This is a genomic window from Mesorhizobium humile (assembly GCF_033977215.1).
Classification (GTDB): domain Bacteria; phylum Pseudomonadota; class Alphaproteobacteria; order Rhizobiales; family Rhizobiaceae; genus Mesorhizobium; species Mesorhizobium humile.
The window spans coordinates 1-21,842 of the sequence record NZ_JAVIIV010000031.1; the positions used below are offsets into that span (position 1 = coordinate 1).

The 21,842-nt window shown below is 63.8% G+C and carries 17 protein-coding genes; 5 read left to right on the top strand and 12 right to left on the bottom strand.

Features of this window, described 5'->3' with window-relative positions; all coding sequences use genetic code 11:
* The 6 genes from RFM52_RS29910 to RFM52_RS29935 form a co-directional block, all read right to left on the bottom strand.
* The coding region (locus RFM52_RS29910; RefSeq protein ID WP_320327894.1) for a COG1361 family protein at positions 1-1,193 on the bottom strand (1,193 nt) is incomplete at its 3' end.
* A 510-nt stretch (positions 1,194-1,703) separates the two neighbouring features.
* Positions 1,704-2,561 carry a patatin-like phospholipase family protein gene (locus tag RFM52_RS29915; protein WP_320298258.1) on the bottom strand — a complete coding sequence of 286 codons (858 nt, stop codon included), beginning with the start codon at positions 2,559-2,561 and terminating at the stop codon, positions 1,704-1,706.
* Complete coding sequence (locus RFM52_RS29920; RefSeq protein WP_430699298.1) at positions 2,558-3,817, bottom strand: M16 family metallopeptidase; 1,260 nt, start codon at positions 3,815-3,817, stop codon at positions 2,558-2,560. Before RFM52_RS29920 ends, RFM52_RS29915 begins: the two co-directional genes overlap by 4 nt.
* A 296-nt stretch (positions 3,818-4,113) precedes the next feature.
* Complete coding sequence (locus RFM52_RS29925; RefSeq protein WP_320298259.1) at positions 4,114-5,472, bottom strand: M16 family metallopeptidase; 1,359 nt, start codon at positions 5,470-5,472, stop codon at positions 4,114-4,116.
* A gap of 84 nt (positions 5,473-5,556) precedes the next feature.
* Positions 5,557-6,111: a 16S rRNA (guanine(966)-N(2))-methyltransferase RsmD gene (gene rsmD / locus RFM52_RS29930; RefSeq protein ID WP_320298260.1), complete on the bottom strand. Its 555-nt coding sequence runs from the start codon at positions 6,109-6,111 to the stop codon at positions 5,557-5,559.
* A complete protein-coding gene (locus tag RFM52_RS29935; RefSeq protein ID WP_320298261.1) occupies positions 6,092-8,233 on the bottom strand; it encodes a pseudouridine synthase in 2,142 nt (713 codons plus the stop codon). Before RFM52_RS29935 ends, rsmD begins: the two co-directional genes overlap by 20 nt.
* Positions 8,234-8,413: 180 nt before the next feature.
* On the opposite strand from RFM52_RS29935, the gene RFM52_RS29940 reads away from it, so the two are divergent.
* A complete protein-coding gene (locus RFM52_RS29940; protein ID WP_320298262.1) occupies positions 8,414-8,872 on the top strand; it encodes a nucleoside deaminase in 459 nt (152 codons plus the stop codon).
* Between the two features lie 119 nt (positions 8,873-8,991).
* Here the strand turns inward: RFM52_RS29940 and RFM52_RS29945 are convergent, their stop codons facing one another.
* From RFM52_RS29945 to RFM52_RS29960, 4 genes are all read right to left on the bottom strand, one after another.
* The gene (locus RFM52_RS29945) at positions 8,992-9,666 is read right to left on the bottom strand and encodes a hypothetical protein (protein WP_320298263.1); all 675 of its coding nucleotides are present in this window, start codon (positions 9,664-9,666) and stop codon (positions 8,992-8,994) included.
* 370 nt (positions 9,667-10,036) lie between these two features.
* The gene (ileS, locus tag RFM52_RS29950) at positions 10,037-13,003 is read right to left on the bottom strand and encodes an isoleucine--tRNA ligase (RefSeq protein WP_320298264.1); all 2,967 of its coding nucleotides are present in this window, start codon (positions 13,001-13,003) and stop codon (positions 10,037-10,039) included.
* A gap of 305 nt (positions 13,004-13,308) precedes the next feature.
* Positions 13,309-14,106, bottom strand: a complete 798-nt coding sequence (locus RFM52_RS29955; RefSeq protein WP_320298265.1) for a MipA/OmpV family protein — start codon at positions 14,104-14,106, stop codon at positions 13,309-13,311.
* Positions 14,107-14,221: 115 nt separating this feature from the next.
* Positions 14,222-15,337 (bottom strand): glycosyltransferase family 4 protein, encoded by a 1,116-nt coding sequence (locus RFM52_RS29960; protein WP_320298266.1) that lies wholly within the window; start codon positions 15,335-15,337, stop codon positions 14,222-14,224.
* A 156-nt stretch (positions 15,338-15,493) separates the two neighbouring features.
* On the opposite strand from RFM52_RS29960, the gene RFM52_RS29965 reads away from it, so the two are divergent.
* The 4 genes from RFM52_RS29965 to RFM52_RS29980 all read left to right on the top strand — a co-directional run bounded on the left by RFM52_RS29965 (position 15,494) and on the right by RFM52_RS29980 (position 19,698).
* Complete coding sequence (locus tag RFM52_RS29965; RefSeq protein WP_320298267.1) at positions 15,494-16,501, top strand: hypothetical protein; 1,008 nt, start codon at positions 15,494-15,496, stop codon at positions 16,499-16,501.
* Positions 16,502-16,620: 119 nt separating this feature from the next.
* Positions 16,621-17,577 (top strand): glycosyltransferase, encoded by a 957-nt coding sequence (locus tag RFM52_RS29970; protein ID WP_320298444.1) that lies wholly within the window; start codon positions 16,621-16,623, stop codon positions 17,575-17,577.
* A gap of 10 nt (positions 17,578-17,587) precedes the next feature.
* Positions 17,588-19,018, top strand: coding sequence for a glycosyltransferase family 4 protein (locus tag RFM52_RS29975; RefSeq protein ID WP_320298268.1), 1,431 nt, complete (start codon positions 17,588-17,590; stop codon positions 19,016-19,018).
* A 125-nt stretch (positions 19,019-19,143) separates the two neighbouring features.
* Positions 19,144-19,698, top strand: coding sequence for an HdeD family acid-resistance protein (locus RFM52_RS29980; RefSeq protein ID WP_320298269.1), 555 nt, complete (start codon positions 19,144-19,146; stop codon positions 19,696-19,698).
* Between the two features lie 217 nt (positions 19,699-19,915).
* Here the strand turns inward: RFM52_RS29980 and RFM52_RS29985 are convergent, their stop codons facing one another.
* Together RFM52_RS29985 and RFM52_RS29990 are read right to left on the bottom strand one after the other, a co-directional pair.
* A complete protein-coding gene (locus RFM52_RS29985; protein WP_320298445.1) occupies positions 19,916-20,896 on the bottom strand; it encodes a bifunctional riboflavin kinase/FAD synthetase in 981 nt (326 codons plus the stop codon).
* A 35-nt stretch (positions 20,897-20,931) separates the two neighbouring features.
* Entirely contained in the window at positions 20,932-21,792 is an 861-nt protein-coding gene (locus RFM52_RS29990; protein ID WP_320298270.1) for a TIGR01459 family HAD-type hydrolase, read from the bottom strand.
* Between the last annotated feature and the right edge of the window lie 50 nt (positions 21,793-21,842).

A 21,842-nucleotide genomic window follows, 5' to 3' on the forward strand; every position in this document is an offset into this window, starting at 1 on the left:
TAGTGCGTGCCATGTGAGGAGTTGGCGACGAAGCCGGCCAGCAGGTCGATGTCGTCGCTGGTGTCGCCGGGGGTCGCATTGTCGTCGATCAGCGAGGTCAGCGTCAGTGGATCAAAGGCGCCGGCAGCGCTCGTGTTGGTCACCTCATAGGTGTAGGTGACGTCGGTGGCCGAGCCTTCGTTGATCGAGGTCGGGTCGGCCGTCTTCTCGATGGCGACCGACGGCGCGACGTCGTTCACCGTCACGGTCGCGGTGTCGTTGGCGGTCACGTCGTTGGTGCTGTCGTCGTCATGGGCGTGTACCACCACCGTGTTGACGATGCTGTCGCCGGCATTGTGGGCACCGATATTGACGTCCGCCGTAAATATCCAAGTCTCGTTACTGTCGACGAGGTAGTCGCCGTCGGTGTCACCGGAGACATAGTGCGTGCCATGTGAGGAGTTGGCGACAAAGCCGGCCAACAAGTTGATGTCGTCGCTGGTATTGCCGGGCGTTGCATTGTCGTCGATCAGTGAGGTCAGCGTCAGTGGATCGGCAGCACCGGCCGTGCTCGTGTTGGTCACCTCATAGGTGTAGGTGATATCGCTGGCCGAACCTTCGTTGATCGAGGTCGGATCGGCGGTCTTCTCGATGGCGACCGACGGTTGATCGACAACACTCGGCACGGTCGTAGTGCGCCATTCCTCAAAACCGCCATCCGAGCCAGAGAAGCTGGAGAAGAGTGTTACGTAGGAACCAGAGGTCGCGCCAGCGGCTGTAAACGAGCTGACCGGGACAAGCACCCGGTAGTCATCCGTGCCGGAACCGCTATTGGAATCGGTCAATACCTGCGTGCCGGCCATATCGAAGACCGAGACGAAGCCGGAGAAGCCACCGTTATAGTCAGTCAGGGTCGCGTCATGATCGGAAATATAGACCCTGAGGTCGGTTAGCGTGATGTTGGCATTGACGTTTTCGTTAAGGTCCAGCCGAAATTCGATGTATTGGACGCCGCCCACGGTGATCGGTTGCAGATTGCCCCATTGCAGGCTGTGCGTGAAGGAGGCCTTGTTGTCGAGGACGTTGCCGTTCTGGTCGGTGTTAAAGCCTTGCTCGACACCCGTCGCCTGCAAGCGAAAAAAGGAATCGTAATTGCCTGTGCCGGAACCAATTGACGTGGCCTCGAGGAGCACGCCGTCGCCAATATCACTCATCGTCTTTCCTCCACGGGCGCACACGCCCCTATTGGCCGCGCAAGGCGGCGAATTACCCCATGCCAAAGGCGCCGAGATCGGCGCCCGAATTCAGTGAGGAGGATCAGCTTGGCGTCCGGCAAGCCGCGCCCACCGGCTCCGGCCAGCGAGCAGCAGATGGCGGCTCACGACGGCTGGCGATCCGATGATGACGGCTAATGCGGCATGGATGCCGCGCTGCACTTCCCCTGCCCCGGTAGCGCGTTACTCGTTGTTGCCGGTCACGAGATTGTTCACGCCACCCTATATTAGGATATTATTAACTCTACCGCAGCGTGCGTCAACGGGCAATTGGATGAAGAGTTAATGACAAAGGCCAAACTTGCGCGTGAACACGCGCCAATCAGAATAAAGAATACTTTGCTCTATTCTTAGGTCTTATTTTATGAGGGACCTTTGCGTCATCCCCATCAGACCTCAGGCGCCGGCCTTCGGTGTCCCCATTCCCCAACGGCGCGATCCCCGAGGCTCTCAGACCACCTTCTTCTTGCCTCGCCTGCCGCCATGCGCTTCCACGGCCTTCTCGACGGCGCGCTTCAATTCGTCCTTGATCTCGACCGTCTCGGCCATCAACGCCTCGATCTTGAGGAATTCGAGCACGCGGTATTTCGAGACATTCGGCCGGATCAGAATGTCCGGCGGGTGCTGCCTGAGCTTGTTGGCGATGATCGACTGCATCATCAGCTGGGTGGCGCCATACATCAGGTCGACGGTGGTCGGATGCCTGCGCTCGGCCTCGCTCGGCGCGCCGACGACATCGACGGCGATGATGATGTCGGCGTCCTTCTCGATGAGGTCGAAAGGCACGGGGTTGTAGATACCGCCGTCGATCAGCACGCGGCCTTCGCGCGTCACCGGGCGGAAGACCGCCGGGATGGCCGCCGAAGCGGCAAGCGCCGAATGCAGGTCGCCTTCGGCGAACACCGCAAGGCTATGGCCGAAATAGTCGGTCGCGGTGACCTTGAGCGGGATCTTCAGCGCCTCGAACGTCTGCGGGATCGCCTCGGGCAGGAAAGCCTTCAGAATGCGCTCGATGTTGAACTGGCTGACCCGGATGCCGCCCTGCATGGCCTCGGCGATCGTGCCGGGCCGCGAGCGCCACATGCGCGCCGCCACTTCGGCCCGGCTGCCGAGGATCGATCGGGCATAATCGTGGATCTCGGCACCTGTCATGCCCGACGCCATGCCGGCGCCCATGATGGCGCCGATCGACGAGCCGGCAATCGCCGCCGGCTTGATGCCAAGCTCGTCGAGGGCCTCGACGATATGGATATGCGCGAGACCGCGCGCGCCGCCGCCGCCGAAGGCCACCCCGAAGGTCGGGCTCATCCCTTGCCGCCTCCCGCCACCTGCACCAGCGGCGGCCCGATGACCATCACCGCGGGGTCGGTCGACAGGAGCTTCTTCGCCTCCGCCTTGACGTCGGCCAGCGTCACCGCGTTGATGAGAGCCGCGCGCCGCTTGATGTAATCGATGCCGAGATTGTCGATCTGCAGCTCCACCAGCGTCGCGGCGATGGAGCTGGACGAATCCAGATTGTTGATGGCGTAGGCGCCGACCATGTATTTCTTGATCGCCGCGAGTTCCTCCTCGGTGGGACCGTTCTCGGCCATGTCCTTCACCACCTGGCGCACGATCGAAAGCGTCTCGGCGGCGCGGTCGGAACGCGTCGCCGTCGTCACCAGCAGCGCATTGGAATGCTCGTGATCGACGAGATCGGAGCTGACGCTATAGGCAAGGCCGCGCTTCTCGCGTACCTGCTCGTACAGATGCGAGGTAAATGTCGAGCCGCCGAGAATCTCGTTCATCAGCACGGCGGCGTAGAAATCGGGATCGCTCCGCTTCACGCCCGGCCAGGCAAGCTGCAGGGAGGTCTGCGGCAGGTCGTAATTCACTTCGAGCTGCTGGCCGAGCTTGGGCGCGACATCGGCAACCGGCGCCAGCGTCTGCTTGTCCGGCAGGTCGCCGAACACCTCGTCGAGCCTGCCGCTCAACGTGGCGGCGTCGATATCTCCGACCACCGCCACATGCAGGCCGCCGCGGGCGAAATTCGCCTTGTGGAAGGCCTTGAGATCGTCAGTGGTGATGGCGGCGAGGCTGTCTTTGTTGCCCTCGTCCGGCCGCGCGTAGGGGTGCTGGCCATAGATCGCGCGCAGCCAGCGCTGCTGGGCGATCGTATTGGGGTCCCGCTCGTTGGCGAGGATGCCGGAGAGTATCTGGGCGCGGATGCGGTCGATCGGCGCCTGGTCGAAGCGCGGGCTGTTCACCGCCAGTTTCAGCAGGCCAAAAGCCTCGTCCTTCTGGTCGGACAGCATGCGCATCGAGCCATAGGTGCCATCGCGCGCCGCCTGAAAACTCATCTCGGCGCCGGCATCGTCGAGCTTCAGCTGGAAGGCCTCGCTGTCGAGGTCGGCGGCGCCCTCGTCGAACAGGCCGGTCATCAGGTTGACCAGGCCTTCCTTGCCGGCGGGGTCCTGCGCCGTGCCGCCGTCGAAGACGAAACGGATCGCAACCAGCGGGATCGAATGGTCTTCGACCAGCCAAGCGGTGACGCCCTTCTTCGACTTCACCTCCTGGATATTCACTTCGGCGCGCGCGGCAAGCACGGGCAAAAGCAGGAAGAACAGGGCGAAGCAAAGGGTGGCAATGGCGCGATAAACGCGCCCCCCTTCTCCCCTTGTGGGAGAAGGTGTCGCCGAAGGCGACGGATGAGGGGTGTTGGACGGAGTGCGACCCCGGTGACTGCCGGTTCTCAATGTCCGGCGGAATAGGTCGCGTTTCTTCCAGCACCCCTCATCCGTCTCGGCGCTGCGCGCCGATCCACCTTCTCCCACAAGGGGAGAAGGAAAGGTGCTCGTACGGTCAAGAACCATGCTCATCATCAATTCCCCGCCTGCTGTTGCGGCAAGAGATAGCCGGTGGTGGAGCGATCGAGCACAAGATAGCGGGCGGCGACCGCCTTGACCTCATCGGCGGTCACCTTGCGGATGCGGTCCGGCCATTCCTGGACGTCCTTGACGTTGCCGCCCGTGGCAAGGGTCGAGCCATACATGTTGGCCATGTCGTCCTGCTTGTCGCGCGCAAAGATCATGGAGCGCACATAGCGCGTCTTGGCCCGATCCAGTTCATCGTCGCTCACGCCGTCCTTGACGATGCGGGCGATCTCGGCATCGACCGCCGCCTCGACATCGGCAAGCCTGGCGTCGCCGCGCGGGGCGCCATAGACGGTGAAGTTGGTGGCGTCGAGCATGGTGCCCTGGAAGTAGGCGCCGGCCTCGGAGGCGATGCCCTGCTTGACGACGAGTTGCTGGTACAACCTGCTGCGGTTGTCGCCGCCGATGATCTCGGCAAGCAGGTCGAGCGCCTCGGCTTCACCGGCCTTGGCCGTATGGTAGGACGGCACGACCCATTGTGTGGAGAAGCTCGGCACCGACACACGCGCGTCGGTGAGCGTCACCGTGCGCTTCGTGTTCTGCTCCGGTTCCACGGGGCGGATGCGCGGCCGCAGGTCCGGGCCGCGAGCGACCTTGCCGTAGGTGCGCTCGGCCATCGCCTTCACCGCGCCGGGTTCGACGTCGCCGGCCACCACCAGCACGGCGTTGTTCGGCCGGTAGTAGGCGTCGTAGAAGGCTTTCGCGTCCGGGCGGTTCAACTGCTCCATTTCCTGCATCCAGCCGATCACTGGAATGCGGTATGGCTGGTTCTGCCAGAGCGTCGCGTCGACCTCCTCGTCGAGCACCGCCTGCGGATTGCTGTCGATGCGCGAGCGACGTTCCTCCAAGATCACGTCGCGCTCGGTCTTGATGACATCGTCGGTCAGGATGAGGTTGCGCATGCGATCGGCCTCGAAGCCCATCATCTGTTCAAGCGCCGAAGGCGGCACCGTCTCGTGGAAGGCGGTGTAGTCGTAGGAGGTGAAGGCATTGTTGGAGCCGCCGATCTCGGACACGGCGCGGTCGAACTCGCCGGCGGCGTGGTTGGTCGTGGCCTTGAACATCAGGTGCTCGAAGAAATGCGCGATGCCGGATTTGCCGGGCGGCTCGTCGGCGCTGCCGATCTTGTACCAGACCATGTGCGTGACGATCGGGGCGCGGTGGTCGGGGATGACGACCACTTCCATGCCGTTGTCGAGCAGGAAATCCTTGGCCTCACCGTCGTCGGCCGCGCGGGCCGTGGCCGCGGCGAGCGCCAGCGTGCCGACAAGAAGCGCCGCTCGCAGCCCAATCCCCGTTGGTGTCATCAAGATCTCCGGTTCCGGTTGCGCGACGATAGGCAAGGTTCACCGGCGAGGCAAAGTGAATTGTTCGGCATTTTCGAGGCGAGGCTAGTTCGCCTCGACGAAGCGTATGACCGTTTCGCCGTAATTGCGCTCGTCCATCACGGAAAAACCGGCGCCCGGCTCGAACGGCGCCGAGGCAGCTTCCTCGACGACGCAGAGCGCGCCAGGCAGAAGCCAGCCGCCGGCTTTGGCCGAGCGCAGCGCGCGCTCGCCGAGTCCTTTGCCATAGGGTGGATCGGCAAAGACCAGACCGAAGGGCGAGATCGTGCCGGTTTCGCCGAGATGCGTGGCGTCCCGGCGGAAGATCTTGGTGCGGCCGGTGAGGCCATAGGCCTCGACGTTCTCGCGGATCAGGCCTCGCCCTTCCGTCGATTCCTCGATGAAGACGCAGTAGGAGGCACCGCGCGACAGCGCCTCAAGTCCGAGCGCGCCGGTGCCCGCGAAGAGGTCGAGCACGCGGCTGCCTTCGAGCTTTTCAGCGTAACGATGCGCCAGGACGTTGAACACCGCCTCGCGGGTGCGGTCGGTTGTCGGGCGGATGGCATTGCTTTTCGGCGTCGCCAGCGGACGCCCGCGGAACTCACCGCCGACGATCCGCATCGCCACCCCTCTTCGGACCGCGCGGCCTGTCGCCGCCATCGCCTTCGGGACGCTCGCCGCGGGGCTTGCCGAACGGCTTTGCGCCCGGCTTGCCCTTGCCGCCGGGCTTGTAGGATGCCTTGCGCGCCTTTGCCTCGGCGGCCTTGGCAGCATCGGCTTCCGCCCTGCCCTTGCCGATCGGCCGGGCGCCCGGCGCCATCCAGACATTGGCCTTGCGCTGGCCCGGCGGTTCGATCGGCCGCTGCTCACGCTCGGATTTCTTCCCGCCGAAACGGGGCTTGTCGCCAAAGCCACCACGCGGCTTGTCGCCGAAACCGCGGTCGGATTTCGGGCCGCGCTCGCCAAGCGCCCTTTCCGGTTTCGTCGAGAGCTTGCTCAGCGCCTCGTCGCGGCTGTCTTCGCGGCGCTTGCGAGCCTTGATCAGACCACCCTCGCCGATTGGCCGGCGGTCGCCGTCGCGTGTGAATTTCGGCCGGTCGGCCTCTTCACGGCGGGGGCCGCCACCGCGCACCGGCTTGTTGGAAAACGGCTTCTGGATCTCGGCATCGAAATTGGCGCCGGATTCCTCGATCAGCCGTTCGCCGAGCTGTTCGCGCAGCACACGGCCCTTGATCTCGAGCACATGGCCTTCCGGCAGATCCTCGAGCTGGAACGGCCCGTAGGAGATGCGGATCAGCCGCGTCACGTCGAGACCAAGCGCGCCGAGGATGTTCTTCACCTCGCGGTTCTTGCCCTCACGCAAGCCGAGCGTCAGCCACGCATTGCTGCCCTGCTCGCGGTCGAGCGAAGCCTCGATCGACCCGTAGAAGACACCGTCGACTGCGATGCCTTCGCGCAAGCCGGCAAGCGCGCTCTCCTCGACCTTGCCATGGACGCGCGCGCGGTAGCGCCGCAGCCAGCCGGTGGCCGGCAATTCGAGCACGCGCGACAGCCCGCCGTCATTGGTCAAAAGCAACAGGCCCTCGGTGTTGATGTCGAGCCGGCCGATGGTCATCAGCCGAGGCAGGTCGGCCGGCAGCACGTCGAAGACGGTCTTGCGGCCTTCAGGATCGCGGTTGGTGGTGACGACGCCCGCCGGCTTGTGGAACAGGAACAGCCGCGTGCGCTCGATCGGCGGGATTTCCGTGCCGTCGAGATGGATGATGTCGTTGGCGCTGACGTTGAAGGCCGGTGAGTCCAGCACCTTGCCGTTGACCTTGACGCGGCCGGCCGCGATCAGTTCCTCGGCGTCGCGGCGCGAGGCGATGCCGGCGCGCGCCAACCGCTTGGCGATGCGCTCGCCGCTTTCCGGCGCGGCTTCCGAGGGACGCGGCCTTGGCTTGAAGCCGCCTTCCGGTTTTCCGCCAGCCTCGCGTGGACGATCGCTGAAGTCTCGCTTCGGCCGGTCGGCGAAATCGCGCTTGGGACGGTCGTCGAATGCGCGCTTGGGGCGGTCGAAACGTCGCTCGCCCCGCTCGCCTTCGGCAGCAGCAGGCCGGTCGCCACGCGGTGCGTAGGGCTTGCCGCCCTCACGCCTCTCGAAAGGCTTGCCGTCGCGCGGCGGAGCTTTGCGGAACGGCCGGTCACCACGCTCCCCGCCTTCACCCATTTCACGCGGCTTGTAGCTGCGCTTGACATCGCGGGCCGGGCGCTCGCCTTCGGCCGCCGCCGGCCGGTCGCCACGCGGCGCGTAAGGCTTGCCGCCCTCACGCTTCTCGAAAGGCTTGCCGTCGCGCGGCGGAGTTTTGCGGAACGGTCGGTCACCACGCTCCCCGCCTTCACCCATTTCACGCGGCTTGTAGCTGCGCTTGAAATCGCGGGCCGGGCGCTCGCCTTCGGCCGCCGCCGGCCGGGCGCCACGCGGTGTGTAGGGCTTGCGGCCATCGCGCTTCTCGAAGGGCTTGCCTTCGGGGCGCGGGCCTTTGCGGAACGGCCTTTCGGCGCGCTCCGCGCCCTCACCCGCTTCGCGCGGCTTGTAGCTGCGCTTGAAATCGCGGGCCGGGCGCTCGCCTTCGGCCGCCACCGGTCGCTCACGCTTGGCGAACGGCTTCTTGGCACCGTAGGCCGGTTTTCCGTCACGCCCGCCCGTCGGTCTGGAGCCACCCTTGCGTGGCCCGCGTGGAGATTTCTTGTCGTCGTCCATTACATTGCTCGTCTTCGCCTGCTACAGCGCCGCGCGTCCTTGCGGACGCCTAACGCAGGCAGTGTCATCTTGATTTTGCGCATCCAGCGGCGCGGCAAAAACCGATTCCGGTTTTCAGGGTCTCGCGCTAGATAACAGGATCACTCCCGGGTGGCGAGAAGTAATCGGAATGGAAACCGCTTGAAACGACCGGATTTCATGGCCCTGGCGCTTGAAGAGGCCGCGGCGGCCGCCAGCCGCGGCGAAGTGCCGGTCGGCGCTGTGATCGCCAATGGCGGCACGGTGGTCGCAAAAGCCGGCAACCGCACGCGCGAGCTCTCTGACCCGACCGCGCATGCCGAGATGCTGGCGATCCGCGAGGCCTGCCGGAAGCTCGCCAGCGAACGTCTCACCGGCCATGATCTCTACGTGACGCTGGAGCCCTGCGCGATGTGCGCCGGCGCGATCTCCTTCGCCCGGCTGCGGCGGCTCTATTTCGGCGCCGCCGACGAGAAAGGCGGCGCGGTGGTCAACGGCGTGCGCTTCTTCGCCTCACCCACCTGCCACCATACGCCGGACGTCTACCCGGGGATCGGAGAGAGCGATGCCGCCCTGATCCTGAAGGATTTCTTTCGGGAGAGACGGGGTGGTGAATGGTGAATGGTGAATGGTGAATGGTGGGCACGCAGTTGGTAGTCAGTAGTCAATAGTGAGTAGTCAGTAGAGCTATTCACTATTCACTATTCACTATTCACTATTCACTATTCACTATTCACTATTCACAGACCCAGCCAGTCGAACCAGCCGCCCTTCTTGCCTTCGGCCTGCGCCTTGAGGCGGCGCTCTTTCTTGTATTCGTCCTCGCCGAGCTCGTTCTGCGGCGCGGTGTCGGCAGCCTGGCGATAGGCGAGCGGCGGCTCGCTCAGATATTTGCGGGTAGTCGGATCGCCCTGCTTCTGTTCGGCGAGCCGGCGCTGAACCTCATTGCGACGCGTGACGCTGGAATCATCCGGTGACCAGCGCGGGGGGTGGCTGGACCCAGATTCCGCCATCGCTTTCTTAACTGCCTCGGGATCGGTCTGCACGTCCTCGACCGCTTCAGGCTGATAGTTGGGATCGTTCTGATGCGTGGTGGCGTCGGCGCGAATGCGGGCGCGGCGCGCCTCAGGCGATTCGGGCCAGTCGGCGCTCGCCGTCTCGATGCTCTGCTGCGGCGGCGGCAGGTTTGCCTTCTGCCCGGGCGCGGGCTTCACCAGATCAGGACGCGGCTTGTAGTCGATCGGATCCTTGTGCTTCGGCGTGATCGCAGCAGCGCCGGAAACATCGTCCAAGAGCTGCGCGGCTGCCGTCTTGTCGGTTCCATAGGTGGGCGAGCTCATGCAGCCCGACAGAGCGATGGCCGATACCACAAGCGGCGCCACCAGCGCGGCGCGCGCAAACATTCTGTCGGTCATGCCAAAAAGTCCCACTCTAACAGCCTTTCGGTCGCCACCGGCCAAGGGCACGGTCCCCTGCTTCCCCGCACTTGCGACGGAAATCCGGCGACAATTTGTCTGCCGGAGTGTCGCGTGTTTACCTCAACCACTTGTTAAGGGCAACGCACGGGCAGTTTCAGGCCGCCCGGCGTGGCATTTTGTGCACTTATTTAACGTGGTGCATGTCGTCGTCCCAAAACCGTTTCACACTTTTGGGCGACATGCATTTATTTGATTTGGTGCATGTCGTCGTCCCAAAACCGTTTCACACTTTTGGGCGACATGCATTTATTTGATTTGGTGCGTGTCGTCGTCCCAAAACCGTTTCACACTTTTGGGCGACATGCACCTACAGCCGCCCAAGAGCCTTCAGCTCATGCAACACGGCGGCGTCGCGGGCCGACACATCCGGGAATTCCCGATCTTGCCCGACATCGGCGGTGTAGCGCCAGGAGCGCGCGCATTTTACCAGGCCGCGATCCTCGGCCTTCTCCACCACCACCGCCACACCCTTGACGTCGTCGAGCGTGAAGGCGCCTTCCGGGGTCTTGCCGTGCTTGACGACGAGATCGCTGGTAATCGCCATCTCGGCCATGTCGACATCGGCGATCGCGGCTTCCAGCGCCGCGTCGTCGAGCGTCACCACAGGCACCGCCTCGAGCGAAGAGCCGATCAGCTTCTCGGCGCGCGCAATCTCCAGCGCGCCGGTGACGACGCGGCGAACCTGCCTCACCTTGCGCCATTTCTCGGCCAGCGCCTCGTTGCGCCAGTTCTGCGGGATCGCCGGGAACTGGTCGAGATGCACCGAGACGGCGTCCGGATGGCGGTCGAGCCATGCTTCCTCTGTGGTGAAGGGCAGCATCGGCGCCAGCCACTTCACCAGGCATTCGAAGAGATGGCGCACCACCTGCACGGCCGCCCTGCGGCGCAAGCTTGACGGTCCGTCGCAGTAAAGCGCGTCCTTGCGGATGTCGAAATAGAAGGCCGAAAGCTCCACCACCATGAAGTCGAGCAGCGTGCGGGTGATGCGCTTGAACTCGAAAGCGTCATAGCCCTGGCGCACCACTTCGTCCAACTCTGACAGCCGGTGCAGCATCAGCCGCTCCAGTTCCGGCATCGTCTCGACCGGCACGTCCTGGCCGTCGTCATGGGCGAGCGTGCCCAGCATCCAGCGGATGGTGTTCCTGAGCTTGCGGTAGGCGTCGATATTGGTCTGCAGCACGTTCTTGCCGAGCCGCTGGTCTTCCCAATAATCGGTCGTCACCACCCAGAGCCGCAGGATATCGGCGCCGGACTGCTTGATGACGTCCTGCGGCACGACGGTGTTGCCGAGCGACTTCGACATCTTGCGGCCTTCCTCGTCCATGGTGAAGCCATGGGTGATGACCGTGTCGTAGGGCGCCCTGCCCCTGGTGCCGCAGCTTTCGAGCAGCGAGGAGTGGAACCAGCCGCGATGCTGGTCCGAGCCTTCGAGATAGACGTCGGCCGGCCATTTAAGGTCGGGACGGTCCTCCAGCGTGAAGACATGCGTCGAACCGGAATCGAACCAGACGTCGAGGATGTCCATCACCTGGTGCCATTTCGAGGCGTCGTGATTGCCGAGGAAACGTTCCTTGGCGCCGTCAGCGAACCAGGCGTCGGCGCCTTCTTTCTCGAACGCCTCCATGATGCGCTGATTGACGGCCTCGTCCTTCAGCACATTGCCGTCCTCGTCGGCGAAGACGGCGATCGGTACGCCCCAGGCGCGCTGGCGCGACAGCACCCAGTCGGGGCGCTCCTCGATCATGGCGCGGATGCGGTTCTGGCCGGCCGCCGGCACGAAGCGGGTGTCGTCGATCGCCTTCAGCGCGCGGCTGCGCAGCGTGGTGCCATCGCCGAGGTCCTTGTCCATATAGACGAACCATTGCGGCGTGTTGCGGAAGATGATCGGCTTCTTCGAGCGCCAGGAATGTGGGTAGCTGTGCTTCAACCGGCCGCGCGCGAAGAGCGCATTGCGCTTGATCAGCTCGTCGATGACCGCCTGGTTGGCGTTGCCCTTCTTGCCGTTGTCGTCGATGACGCGCGCCGCACCGCCCTCGCGGTCCGGGCCGAAGCCCGGCGCGTCCTTGGTGAAGAAGCCGGCATCGTCGACCGGGAACGGGATCGCCGTGTCGATACCGCCGCGCTTGAGCAGTTCGGCCACCGCGTCCATCCAGGCGTCGAAGTCCTCGCGGCCGTGGCTGGGGGCGGTGTGGACGAAGCCGGTGCCGGCATCGTCGGTGACGTGCTCGCCGGCGATCATCGGCACCGGGTACTCATAGCCGCCGCCAAGCCCCTTGAACGGATGCGAAAGCGTAAGGCTTGCAAGCTGTTCGGCCGAGACGCTGTTAAGCCGGTTCAGGGTGATCTTGGCCTTGGCCGCGCTCTCCTCGGCGAGCGCGTCGGCAAAGATCAGCTTCTCGCCGGGCTGCGGGCCGAAGGCGTTCTCGGCCGCCGTCACCTCATAGAGGCCATAGGCGACGCGGGGCGAATAGCTCACGGCGCGGTTGCCGGGGATGGTCCAGGGCGTGGTCGTCCAGATGACGACATGCGCCTCGACGAGGTCTAGCGCGGCTCCGTCCAACGCCGGCGCGGCGCCGGCGACGGGCTGGGCGAGGCTCGCGACAGGGAACTTCACCCAGATTGTGTCGCTCTCGTAGTCTTGGTACTCGACCTCGGCCTCGGCGAGCGCGGTGCGCTCGACCACGCTCCACATCACGGGCTTCGAGCCGCGGTAGAGCTGGCCGGACATGGCGAACTTCAACAGTTCGCCGGCGATGCGCGACTCGGCATGGTAGGCCATCGTCGTATAGGGATTGTCGAAATCGCCGATGACGCCGAGGCGCTGGAACTCGCCGCCCTGAACCTTGATCCAATGCTGGGCGAAGTCGCGGCATTCCCTGCGGAACTCGTTGACCGGCACCTCGTCCTTGTTCTTGCCCTTGGCGCGGTACTGCTCCTCGATCTTCCATTCGATCGGCAGGCCGTGGCAGTCCCAACCCGGCACGTAGTTGGCGTCATAGCCGCGCATCTGGAAGGAGCGGTTGATGACGTCCTTGAGGATCTTGTTCAGCGCATGGCCGATATGGATGTTGCCGTTGGCGTAGGGCGGGCCGTCATGCAGCACGAATTTCTCGCGGCCGGCGGCCTCCTCCCGCAGCTTTTTGTAAAGCTCCATGTCCTGCCAACGTTTGACCAGGCCAGGCTCCTTCTCGGGCAGGCCGGCGCGCATCGGGAAGTCCGTCTGCGGCAAATAAAGCGTCTTGGAATAGTCGATCGTTTCAACAGTGTCGGTCATTGATCTGCCATCTGCGTTGCCCGGCGGCGGAAAGCCCGGGCGTTGAGTCTTAGCTGACGCATATCGCTTTCCCAAAACCGGAGCCCACTTTTGGGCGATATGCGTTGATTTTCTTGAAAAAGCGCGAGGGGCGCGCGCGAAAACTCCCGGCGGCTCCAGCGGCGCTCAGGCCGCCCGGAACACCGGGCCCGTAATTCGTATCGCGATCGCGAAAAGGCGCGAAAAGCTCGTCATGGCGTGGCTTTTAGCGGATGGCGCGGCAGGAATAAAGCGCGGATTTCAAGGCATGAAGCCGCTTTCACGGCCTACATGGTGAAATTGAAGCGGTAAGTGGTCGAGACACCGAAGGTCCACTGGTTGCGATCGCCGCGTTCCTTGACCAGGCTGGAATCGGCGGCCGGCCCCATCAGGCGCGAATATTCGGTAAAGACGCTCGCCGTCATCGGCTCGGTCACTTTCCAGGTGATCGCGCCGCCGAGGCCCGTCGACTTCAGCCCGCCGCCCGGATGGTATTCGCTCAAGCCCGAGGCAGCCGCTTCCTTGGCGTTGACGCCGTAATAGGCGTCGAAATAGTCGGACGATGCGAAGGAAACGCGCGGACCACCGGAAATGCGCACGGTCGGCGTGATGTCGTAGAAGGCGTCCGCGGCGATGTCCGCGACGAAGCCGTTATGGGCACGAATGCCGTGCCTGAGTTCCGCCCGCGCCCTCAGCCAGTCCAGCGGATAGAATTCGAAGAAGCCGCCCGCCTCACCGCCCCAGCGCACGGGATCGAGGCCCTTGAGCTCGTCCTTGCTCTCGCGCGAGAAGATGAACTTGCCGGTCAAGCCGGCGCGAACGGAACCGTCATCGATCAGCGCCAGCGAGATGTTGTCGTTGCGCGAGGTGAAGCGCGCCTCCGGACCGACCTTGCCGAGCGAGATGATCGGCTGGGCGCTCAGCATGTATTTCTTGCCGCCCTCGAAATTCGGCGCGACAAGCGCCGTGGCGCCGAGCGTCAGGTACCAGTCGCCGGATATCCAGCTGCCTTCGCCCGCCTGGGCGACAGGTGCACTGAGCAGGCCCATGGCGACGGCCAGCGGAATCGTCCCGACAATACGCATCGTCACCCCTTACGCGAAACGCGCCGGCAGCACCACCTGCCAGCGCTCAAGCCATGCCGTGCGTCCGGTAAAATTTGACTTAAAATCGTAACATCGAAACCGACCGGCAGGCCAACTAGCCCACACGCCGGTTGCGGCGGAACGTCTCTATCAGATCGCAAGCCGCTTCCAGCCCGCCGGTAAGCTGGTTCGATGCGCCGTAGGCAAGAGCCGCCTCGCGCCATCGGCCCCGAATCGCCGGATCGCCGGCCTTCAGGATTGCCTGCCGCCAAATTTCGGGATCGTCGCGACTGGCTACGACCAGCCCCGCCCCGCTGGCTTCGACATATTTTGCATATCCGCAGGCGGCCGATGCGATGACCGGCAGGCCATTTGCGAGTGCCTCGAGGATCACCGTGCCGGTATTTTCCAGGCGAGCCGGATGCAGCATGAAATCGCTCGCAACCACAATCGCCGGGATGTCTTCCTGGATGCCCAGCAGGGTAACCCGTTCCGATATGCCGGATTTGGCAATCAGGGCGCGAAGCCGCGTTTCTTCTTCGCCGTTCTTGCGAAAACCGGCGACCAGCCAATGGATGTTCGAGACCGATTGAAGAGCCTTTGCCGCCCGGTCAAGACCCTTCACCTTCAATTTGTTGGCGATGGTCAAGGCTATGGTGGCCTCACGAGGAAGCCCGAAACGATCGCGGATTTCATTACGGTCGCCGGTCAACAGCTCCGGTCGGCGCCGTTTCGGGTCGAGCGTCGGCCCGACCACGTGAATGCGGGATTCCTCGGTTCGCCAGAAGCCGCGGTAAAGCGCTGCCTGCTGTTCGCTGAGCGCAATGATCTGCGCGGCGCTACCGGGGGCAAAGATTATCGATTCGAGGTTCTGCTGGCGCATGAAGCGCGGAGAGAACGGCCGCCACCACCCGAGCTTCGACACAAAATAGGGCGGGTCGCCGGCATAGTAGATGTCCAGGCCCGCCATCTTGTTGAAACCGACCACGCAGTCGAAGTCGCGCCTGACCGCCAGCACGGTCCTTCCCAGCGCATATTCGGTGCCCGGGTTCGAGAGAACCCGTGCCGGATGGACTTTTATCGTGGCCGAACTCTCGACGTGACCGACCTGACGGGTCGTCAGGATGGTCACGTTATGGCCACGCTCGACCAGTCGGTCGCTGATGTTGAGACAATCCCTTTGCAGCCCTCCGTTCATGAAGAGGGCAGAGATTGCGCAGCAGATTCTCATTTCATTTTCCGGAGCGCCGCCTTACCCCCCAAGATCGACGGAGAGAGGCTCCGGGTGCGCCCCAGACTTCCCCACTCAAACAAACACAGCCGGGCGCTCAAATGTTGGTCGTGTTGAAACCACGAATATGCTGTATATAGCCGGTTATCAAGAGACTTGGATGCTTTCGCGTTCGAGCTTCCTAAAAGAACCCAACCGGAGCGCGCTCATGAAAATTCCACGGGGCGATCGCAGCTGCCAAGCCGGGTTCGCCTGAAAGCCGCCGCAGCCGTGCCAAAGACCCTGCGCGAATATGACTGGCGGCAATGGCTGAGGCTGCAGCCGATGCTGCATGCCATCAAGACCGCCCGTTACCGGAGAATCGACCGAAGGTTTCTGCGTCAGCCGGCCAAGGATGGCGACATCCCGGGTATCCGTGCCGCCGCCCGGGGTCGCGATGTCCTGCTGACCGTTGCCTTCGGCGATGCCCAATGCCTGGATCTGCAGTTGCGGCTGACGAAGGGACTGGTTCGCCACGATCTCCACATCGTGGCCGACAACAGCGTCGGCGAAGCCTCCGCAGGCAAGAACAGGCAGGTATGCGCGGCTCACGGCGCCGCTTATGTCAGGCTGCCTGCCAATCCGTGGACCGTAAGGAACCCGAGCCGGTCCCATGGCGCGGCGCTCAATTGGATGTGGCACAACATTCTGAAGCCCGCCGCACCGGCCGCGTTCGGATTCCTCGACCAGGACCTTTTCCCGACGCAGCCATGCGACCCCTTCGAACCTCTTGAAGGCGCGGCGTTTTACGGCGATCTGCGCTGGGCAGGCGCGCGATGGTATTTGTGGGCCGGCTATTGCTTCTTTCGGTTCGACGCCGTCGGCCGCGAGCCTCTCGATTTCGGGCTCGACTGGTTCGCCGGCCTTGACACCGGCGGAGCCAATTGGGAGGTGCTCTATCGGGATGCGGATCCCAATGCGGTGCCGCAACGGCCGATAACCGCATTCGCCGCCTTGCCGGGAATTGAGCTCAGGCAAGCCTATTGCGAATGGCGCGGAAGCTGGCTTCATGAAGTCGGCCTCGACGGCGACTTGTCGTTGAAGGCGAAAAAGCGCGAGACGGTCCTGCGACTGCTCGCCCCCGCACTCGAGATCGCGCTGGGATCGGCCCGACAATCAGATTGACAGTCGACAGACCGACGAAACTTTGGAATTGGAATTTTGAAACCAGGCTGCCGACATTCGACAATTCAACGGCCATTCGGTCACGGCCGATTATCGCAGGGAAAGTTCCATTGCCGACAGTGAGCGTGATCATTCCGGTGCGAGACGGCGCGCCATATGTCGGCGAGGCCCTGCAAAGCATCCTGGACCAGGATCTGGCGGATATTGAAGTCATCGTCGTCGATGATGGATCTCGCGACGACAGCGCCGCGATCGCGACGTCGATCAGCGACCGTGACAGCCGCGTCAAGCTTGTCGCCAACTGCGGCAAGGGGATCGTCGATGCGCTCAACATGGGGCTTTCGCTCGCGCGGGCCCCTCTTGTGGCGCGCATGGATTGTGACGATGTCTCGCTGCCCGAGAGGTTGCGCCTGCAGGTGGCGTGTTTCGAGGCGAATGTCGATCTGCAGTTGCTCGGTACGGCGGGATTGCAGATCGACCGGGACGGAAACCCGTTGAGGCCGCTTGACGTCCCCAGCCGCAACGACCAATTGCGGGACGCGCTGGCCAGGTACAATCCCATGCTTCATCCGACAGTGATGTTCCGGGCCGAGGCCGTCCGGCGCGCCGGAGGCTACCGCCGCGCGTTCACCTATGCGGAAGACTACGATCTATGGCTGCGGCTTTCCGAAACGGGAAAACTGGCCAACATGGATGCGCGGCTCGTGAAGCTGAGATCGCATCCGGGACAGGTATCGCGCATGAAGGAAGATCAGCAAAAGGCGGTCGCGGCGTTGGCCAGGCAGTCGGCGCTGCTGCGTCGCCATCGCGCCGAGCCGTTCGACGCGAACGGACAACCCGCGCAGGCGATCGCGAGCTTTCTGGCATCGCGCGCGGCTATGGGGGGCGGCATCTCCAGCCTGGAAAGACGCGACATCGAACTGCTGTTGCGAACCGCGGACATACCCCTTGCCCTCACTTTAAAACTACTGTTCCTCGCGGCTGTGGGCGCGCCCTCCTTCAGGACGCTCGCGCTGGGACCCCGGCTGGCCTGGCGCAGGACGATCGCGCGTCCCGCGAAAATGCGGCTCAACTGATGCGCCCTCAATGATGCGTCTCGTCGTCGATCTCACGAGCATGGTGCGCTGGCTCGGCCCTCCGGTCGGCCTGGTCCGCGTGCAACGCCACTACGCGGCCGCGGCGGCCGCATTCAAGGCCTCCGAGATGGCATTCACGGTGTTCGACCCGATCGAGCGGGTGCTTAGACAAGTTTCGCCTGGTATGGCGGCGGAAATCATCGCCGGCGACATTTCGTGCGATATGAGCTTCTACCCGGATCCGGCCCGTATCAAGATGCGGTTTTACGATCGCTGGCCGAACTGGGCGAGGCGGTTGGCGGTGGCGATGATAAAACCGCGCCGGGTCCTGATAACCGAAATCGGCGCGTTCGGCCGGCGCCACCCCGACAGTCCTTTTCTTCGCTTCCTCGAACGGGTGGAAAACCAGCTGATGAAGGAGAACGAGCGGCGGCAGGTCGCCCGCGAGGACGGCTCCCGCGCCCGGATCGTCCCGCTCAGGACCGTGGCCGGCGACAAATACAATCTTTCGCCCGGCGACCATCTGCTTTTGATGAACAACGACTGGGCGCATACCGATATCGAGGTCATTTCGCGCGAGGCGCGCCCGGCCGGCGCAAAGCTGATCGTGCTCTTGAACGACATCATTCCGATCCAGTTTCCCGAATGGTACAGGCCGCACGACGTCAAGAGATTCACGGACTATGTGAATCTGGCGGTCGGGCTGGCAGACCGCTTCATCCTGACGTCGAGGCGCGTCACTTCCGATGTCGAGGACTATGCCGCCAAGCTCGGCGTCCATCTGCCGGAGCTGAGACACGTTCCTCTCGGCTGCGACAGCGCCCGCAAATCGAAGGCGGACGGCGGCCTGCCGGACGGGATCGAGACGGATCGCTATATCCTGTTCGTTTCCACCATCGAACCACGCAAGAACCATTCCCTCCTCATGGATGTCTGGCGGCGCCTCGTCCTGGACGGAACGGTCGCGCGCAGCGGCATGAAGCTGGTTTTCGTCGGCCGCAGCGGCTGGATGGTCGACGGGGTCCTGGCGAAGCTTCACAGCCATCCCGACTACGGCAAGAGCCTTGTCCATCTCGACAATGTCGATGACGCAACATTGTCCCGCCTTTACCGCAACAGTGCGTTCTGCGTGTACCCGTCGCTCTATGAAGGATATGGGTTGCCGCCCGTCGAGGCGCTGGCCTACGAAAAGGCGCTGATCGCCTCGACGGGCGGAGCCATCGCCGAAGTCGTCGGCTCTTCGGGCCTCTGCGTTGATCCGCTCGACATCGAAGGATGGGAAAACGCCATGCGGGAGTGGATCATCTCGCCCGCGGCCCGTGCTCCATACGAAGCGAAGGCCAGAGAATTCGTGGCGCGAAGCTGGGAGCAGGCCGGCCGGGAGACACTGGAGGCGACGCTTGCACCGTTCCCGGACGAAGTCCGGCCATCGCGACAGTGACCGCCTCACGGTCATGGAGAGCCGGCCACCCGCGGGTTCGGCCCGCGTTGCTGGACGGACAATGCCATTGGGTTTAGCTTCCTGTCGCCGCATGACCGGTGGTGAATTTCGAGGGAGATGAAACCATGACCTTGCCAAGCGACGCTCTCAAGGATGCGATCGGCCAGACGCGCGACAAATGGGGATGGTTCGTGGCGCTCGGCGTGTTGCTGCTGATCTTCGGCGGCATCGCCTTCGGCAATCTGTTCATCGCCACCGTCGCCTCGGTCTATGTCGTCGGCTGGCTGATGCTGATGGCAGGTCTCATCGAGATCATCCACGCCTTCGGGGTCAAGACCTGGGGACGTTTCTTCTATTGGCTGCTGAGCGGCCTGCTCTACGCCGTCGCCGGCTTCTTTGCCTTCGACAACCCGTTGCTCGCCTCGGCGGTGCTGACGCTGCTGTTGGCCATCGCGCTTGTCGCCTCGGGGCTTTTGCGGTCCTGGGTGGCCTTCAATCATCGGCCACAGCAAGGCTGGGGATGGCTGCTCGCGGCCGGCATCATCACCATTCTGCTCGGCCTGATGATCGCGATGGGCTGGCCGGTGAACAGCCTTTGGGTGCTGGGCATGTTCCTGGCGATCGACCTGATCTTCCAGGGCTGGAGTTTCATCGCCATCGGGCTGGCGCTGAAGCGATAGAAGCACGCACTAAAGCGCGTCGCGCTGAAACGGATTCAGTTGACGCGCTTTAGGTCCTTTGTTTGATGCATGTCGTTGCCGCAAAACCGAGGTCACTTTTGCGCGACATGCATTAGTGCGTTTCACCGTTTCACGGAAACGGCGAACCGCACTATCTCCTTGTTTTGACGCAATTTCGGACGGAAAACCGCTCACACTTTTCCTGAAATTGCTCTAGCTAGAACGCGATCTCGGCGTCCAGTTGCGAGAGCGGGCGCACGCCCGCCAGCAGCGCCCTCGCCTCGGCCTCGTCCTTCTTCATCTGCGCCACCAGCGAATCCAGGCCGTCGAATTTGAGCTCCGGGCGCAGGAAGCCGAAGAACGACACCTGGCAGGTCTGGCCATAGAGATCGCCGGAAAAATCGAAGACATAAGTTTCGAGCAGCGGCGCGCCATTGTCGTCGACGGTGGGACGCCGGCCGAAGCTGGCGACGCCATCATGGAGCGTGCCGTCGGCGCAGCGGAAGCGGACGGCATAAATCCCTTCCCTCAAGGCCGCCTCCGGCGAAAGCCGCATGTTGGCGGTCGGGAAGCCCAGGGTGCGGCCAAGCTGCTGGCCGCCGATCACCTCGGCCTCGACGGTGAAACGGTAGCCGAGCAGGCCGGCGGCCTCCTCCACCTTGCCCTCGGTGAGCAGTCCCCGGATGCGGCTCGACGAAACCACCTCCGCGCCTTCATCGCGGAAGGCGTCGACCAGCGTCACGCCGAAGCCGTGCCGCTCTCCGGCCGCCATCAGAAAGGCCGGGCCGCCCTGGCGGTCCTTGCCGAAATGAAAGTCGAAGCCGGTGACGGCGTGGCGGATGCCGAGGTTCTTCTCCAGCACATCGGTCACGAAAGCTTCGGGCGAGAGCGAGGCAAAATCGCGCGTGAACGGCTGCTCGGCCAAAGCGGCAAAGCCAAGCCCGGCGAGCAGTCGCGCCTTCATCGGCGGCGGCGTCAGCACGAAGAGCGGCACCTGTGGCCGGAACACCTTGCGCGGATGCGGCTCGAAAGTAAGCACCAAAGCTGGCACGCCATTGCGCCGGGCCTCGGTCAGCGCGCGCTCCAGGACCGACTGGTGGCCGCGATGGACACCGTCGAAATTGCCGATCGCCACGACGCCGCCGCGCAGATGCGCGGGCAGCGGCGCGACCGCCGGAAGACGTTGGAAGGCTTGCATCATGTCGAGGCGCCCGTCATGGCTAGACCACCAACCTATTGCAGACGCGGAATGACGGCGACCGGCCGGTAGCCGTGCTTTTCAAGGAAGCCGGCCAGCCTTTCAGGATCGGGGCGGAGCGGATCGCCATAGTCACGGGCGTGGATGCCGCCCGAGACATAGAGCACGTCGAAGCCGTTGTCGGCCGCGCCCTTGACGTCCGTCATCATGCCGTCGCCGATGGCGAGAACCTCGCTGCGCTCGACGGATCGGCCAAGAAGGCCGGCGACCTCCTTCATGGCAACATCGTAGATCGGCGCGAAGGGCTTGCCGGCAATCAGCGTGCGGCCCCCCAGTTGTGCGTAATCCCGCGCAAGCGCGCCGGCGCACCAGATGGTGCGCTCGCCGCGCTCCACCAGGATGTCCGGATTGGCGCAAATGAACGGCAGATTGCGGGCACGCAGCCGCAGCAGCAGCTCGGCATAATCGGCGGGTTTCTCGACCTCGTCGTCATAAAGGCCGGTGCAGACGATGCCAGAGGCCTCGAATTCCTCGACGAGATCGACATCGAGCCCGTCATAGAGCGTGAAATCGCGCTCGGGACCGATGTGGAAGATCTTCCTCGGTCCCTCGGCGATCAGGTCGCGGGTCACATCGCCCGACGTAACGACCCGGTCGCAGGCATCGGCCGGGACGCCGATAACCTTCATCTGGGCGACGACGTCGGCGCTGCGACGCGGCGAATTGGTGATCAGCACGACAGGCACCTTGGCCGCGCGCGCCCTTGCAAGTGCGGCGGCAGCGGCCGGAAAATGCCATTCGCCGTTGTGCACGACGCCCCATACGTCGCACAGGATTGCGGCGTAGCGCCCCGCCAGATCGTCGAGCGAAGCGATGATGTCAGGCGAATCCGCCATGCTGTGTCCCTGATTTTGATCCCTGGCAAGGCCGCGACGGCCGGGTCCAC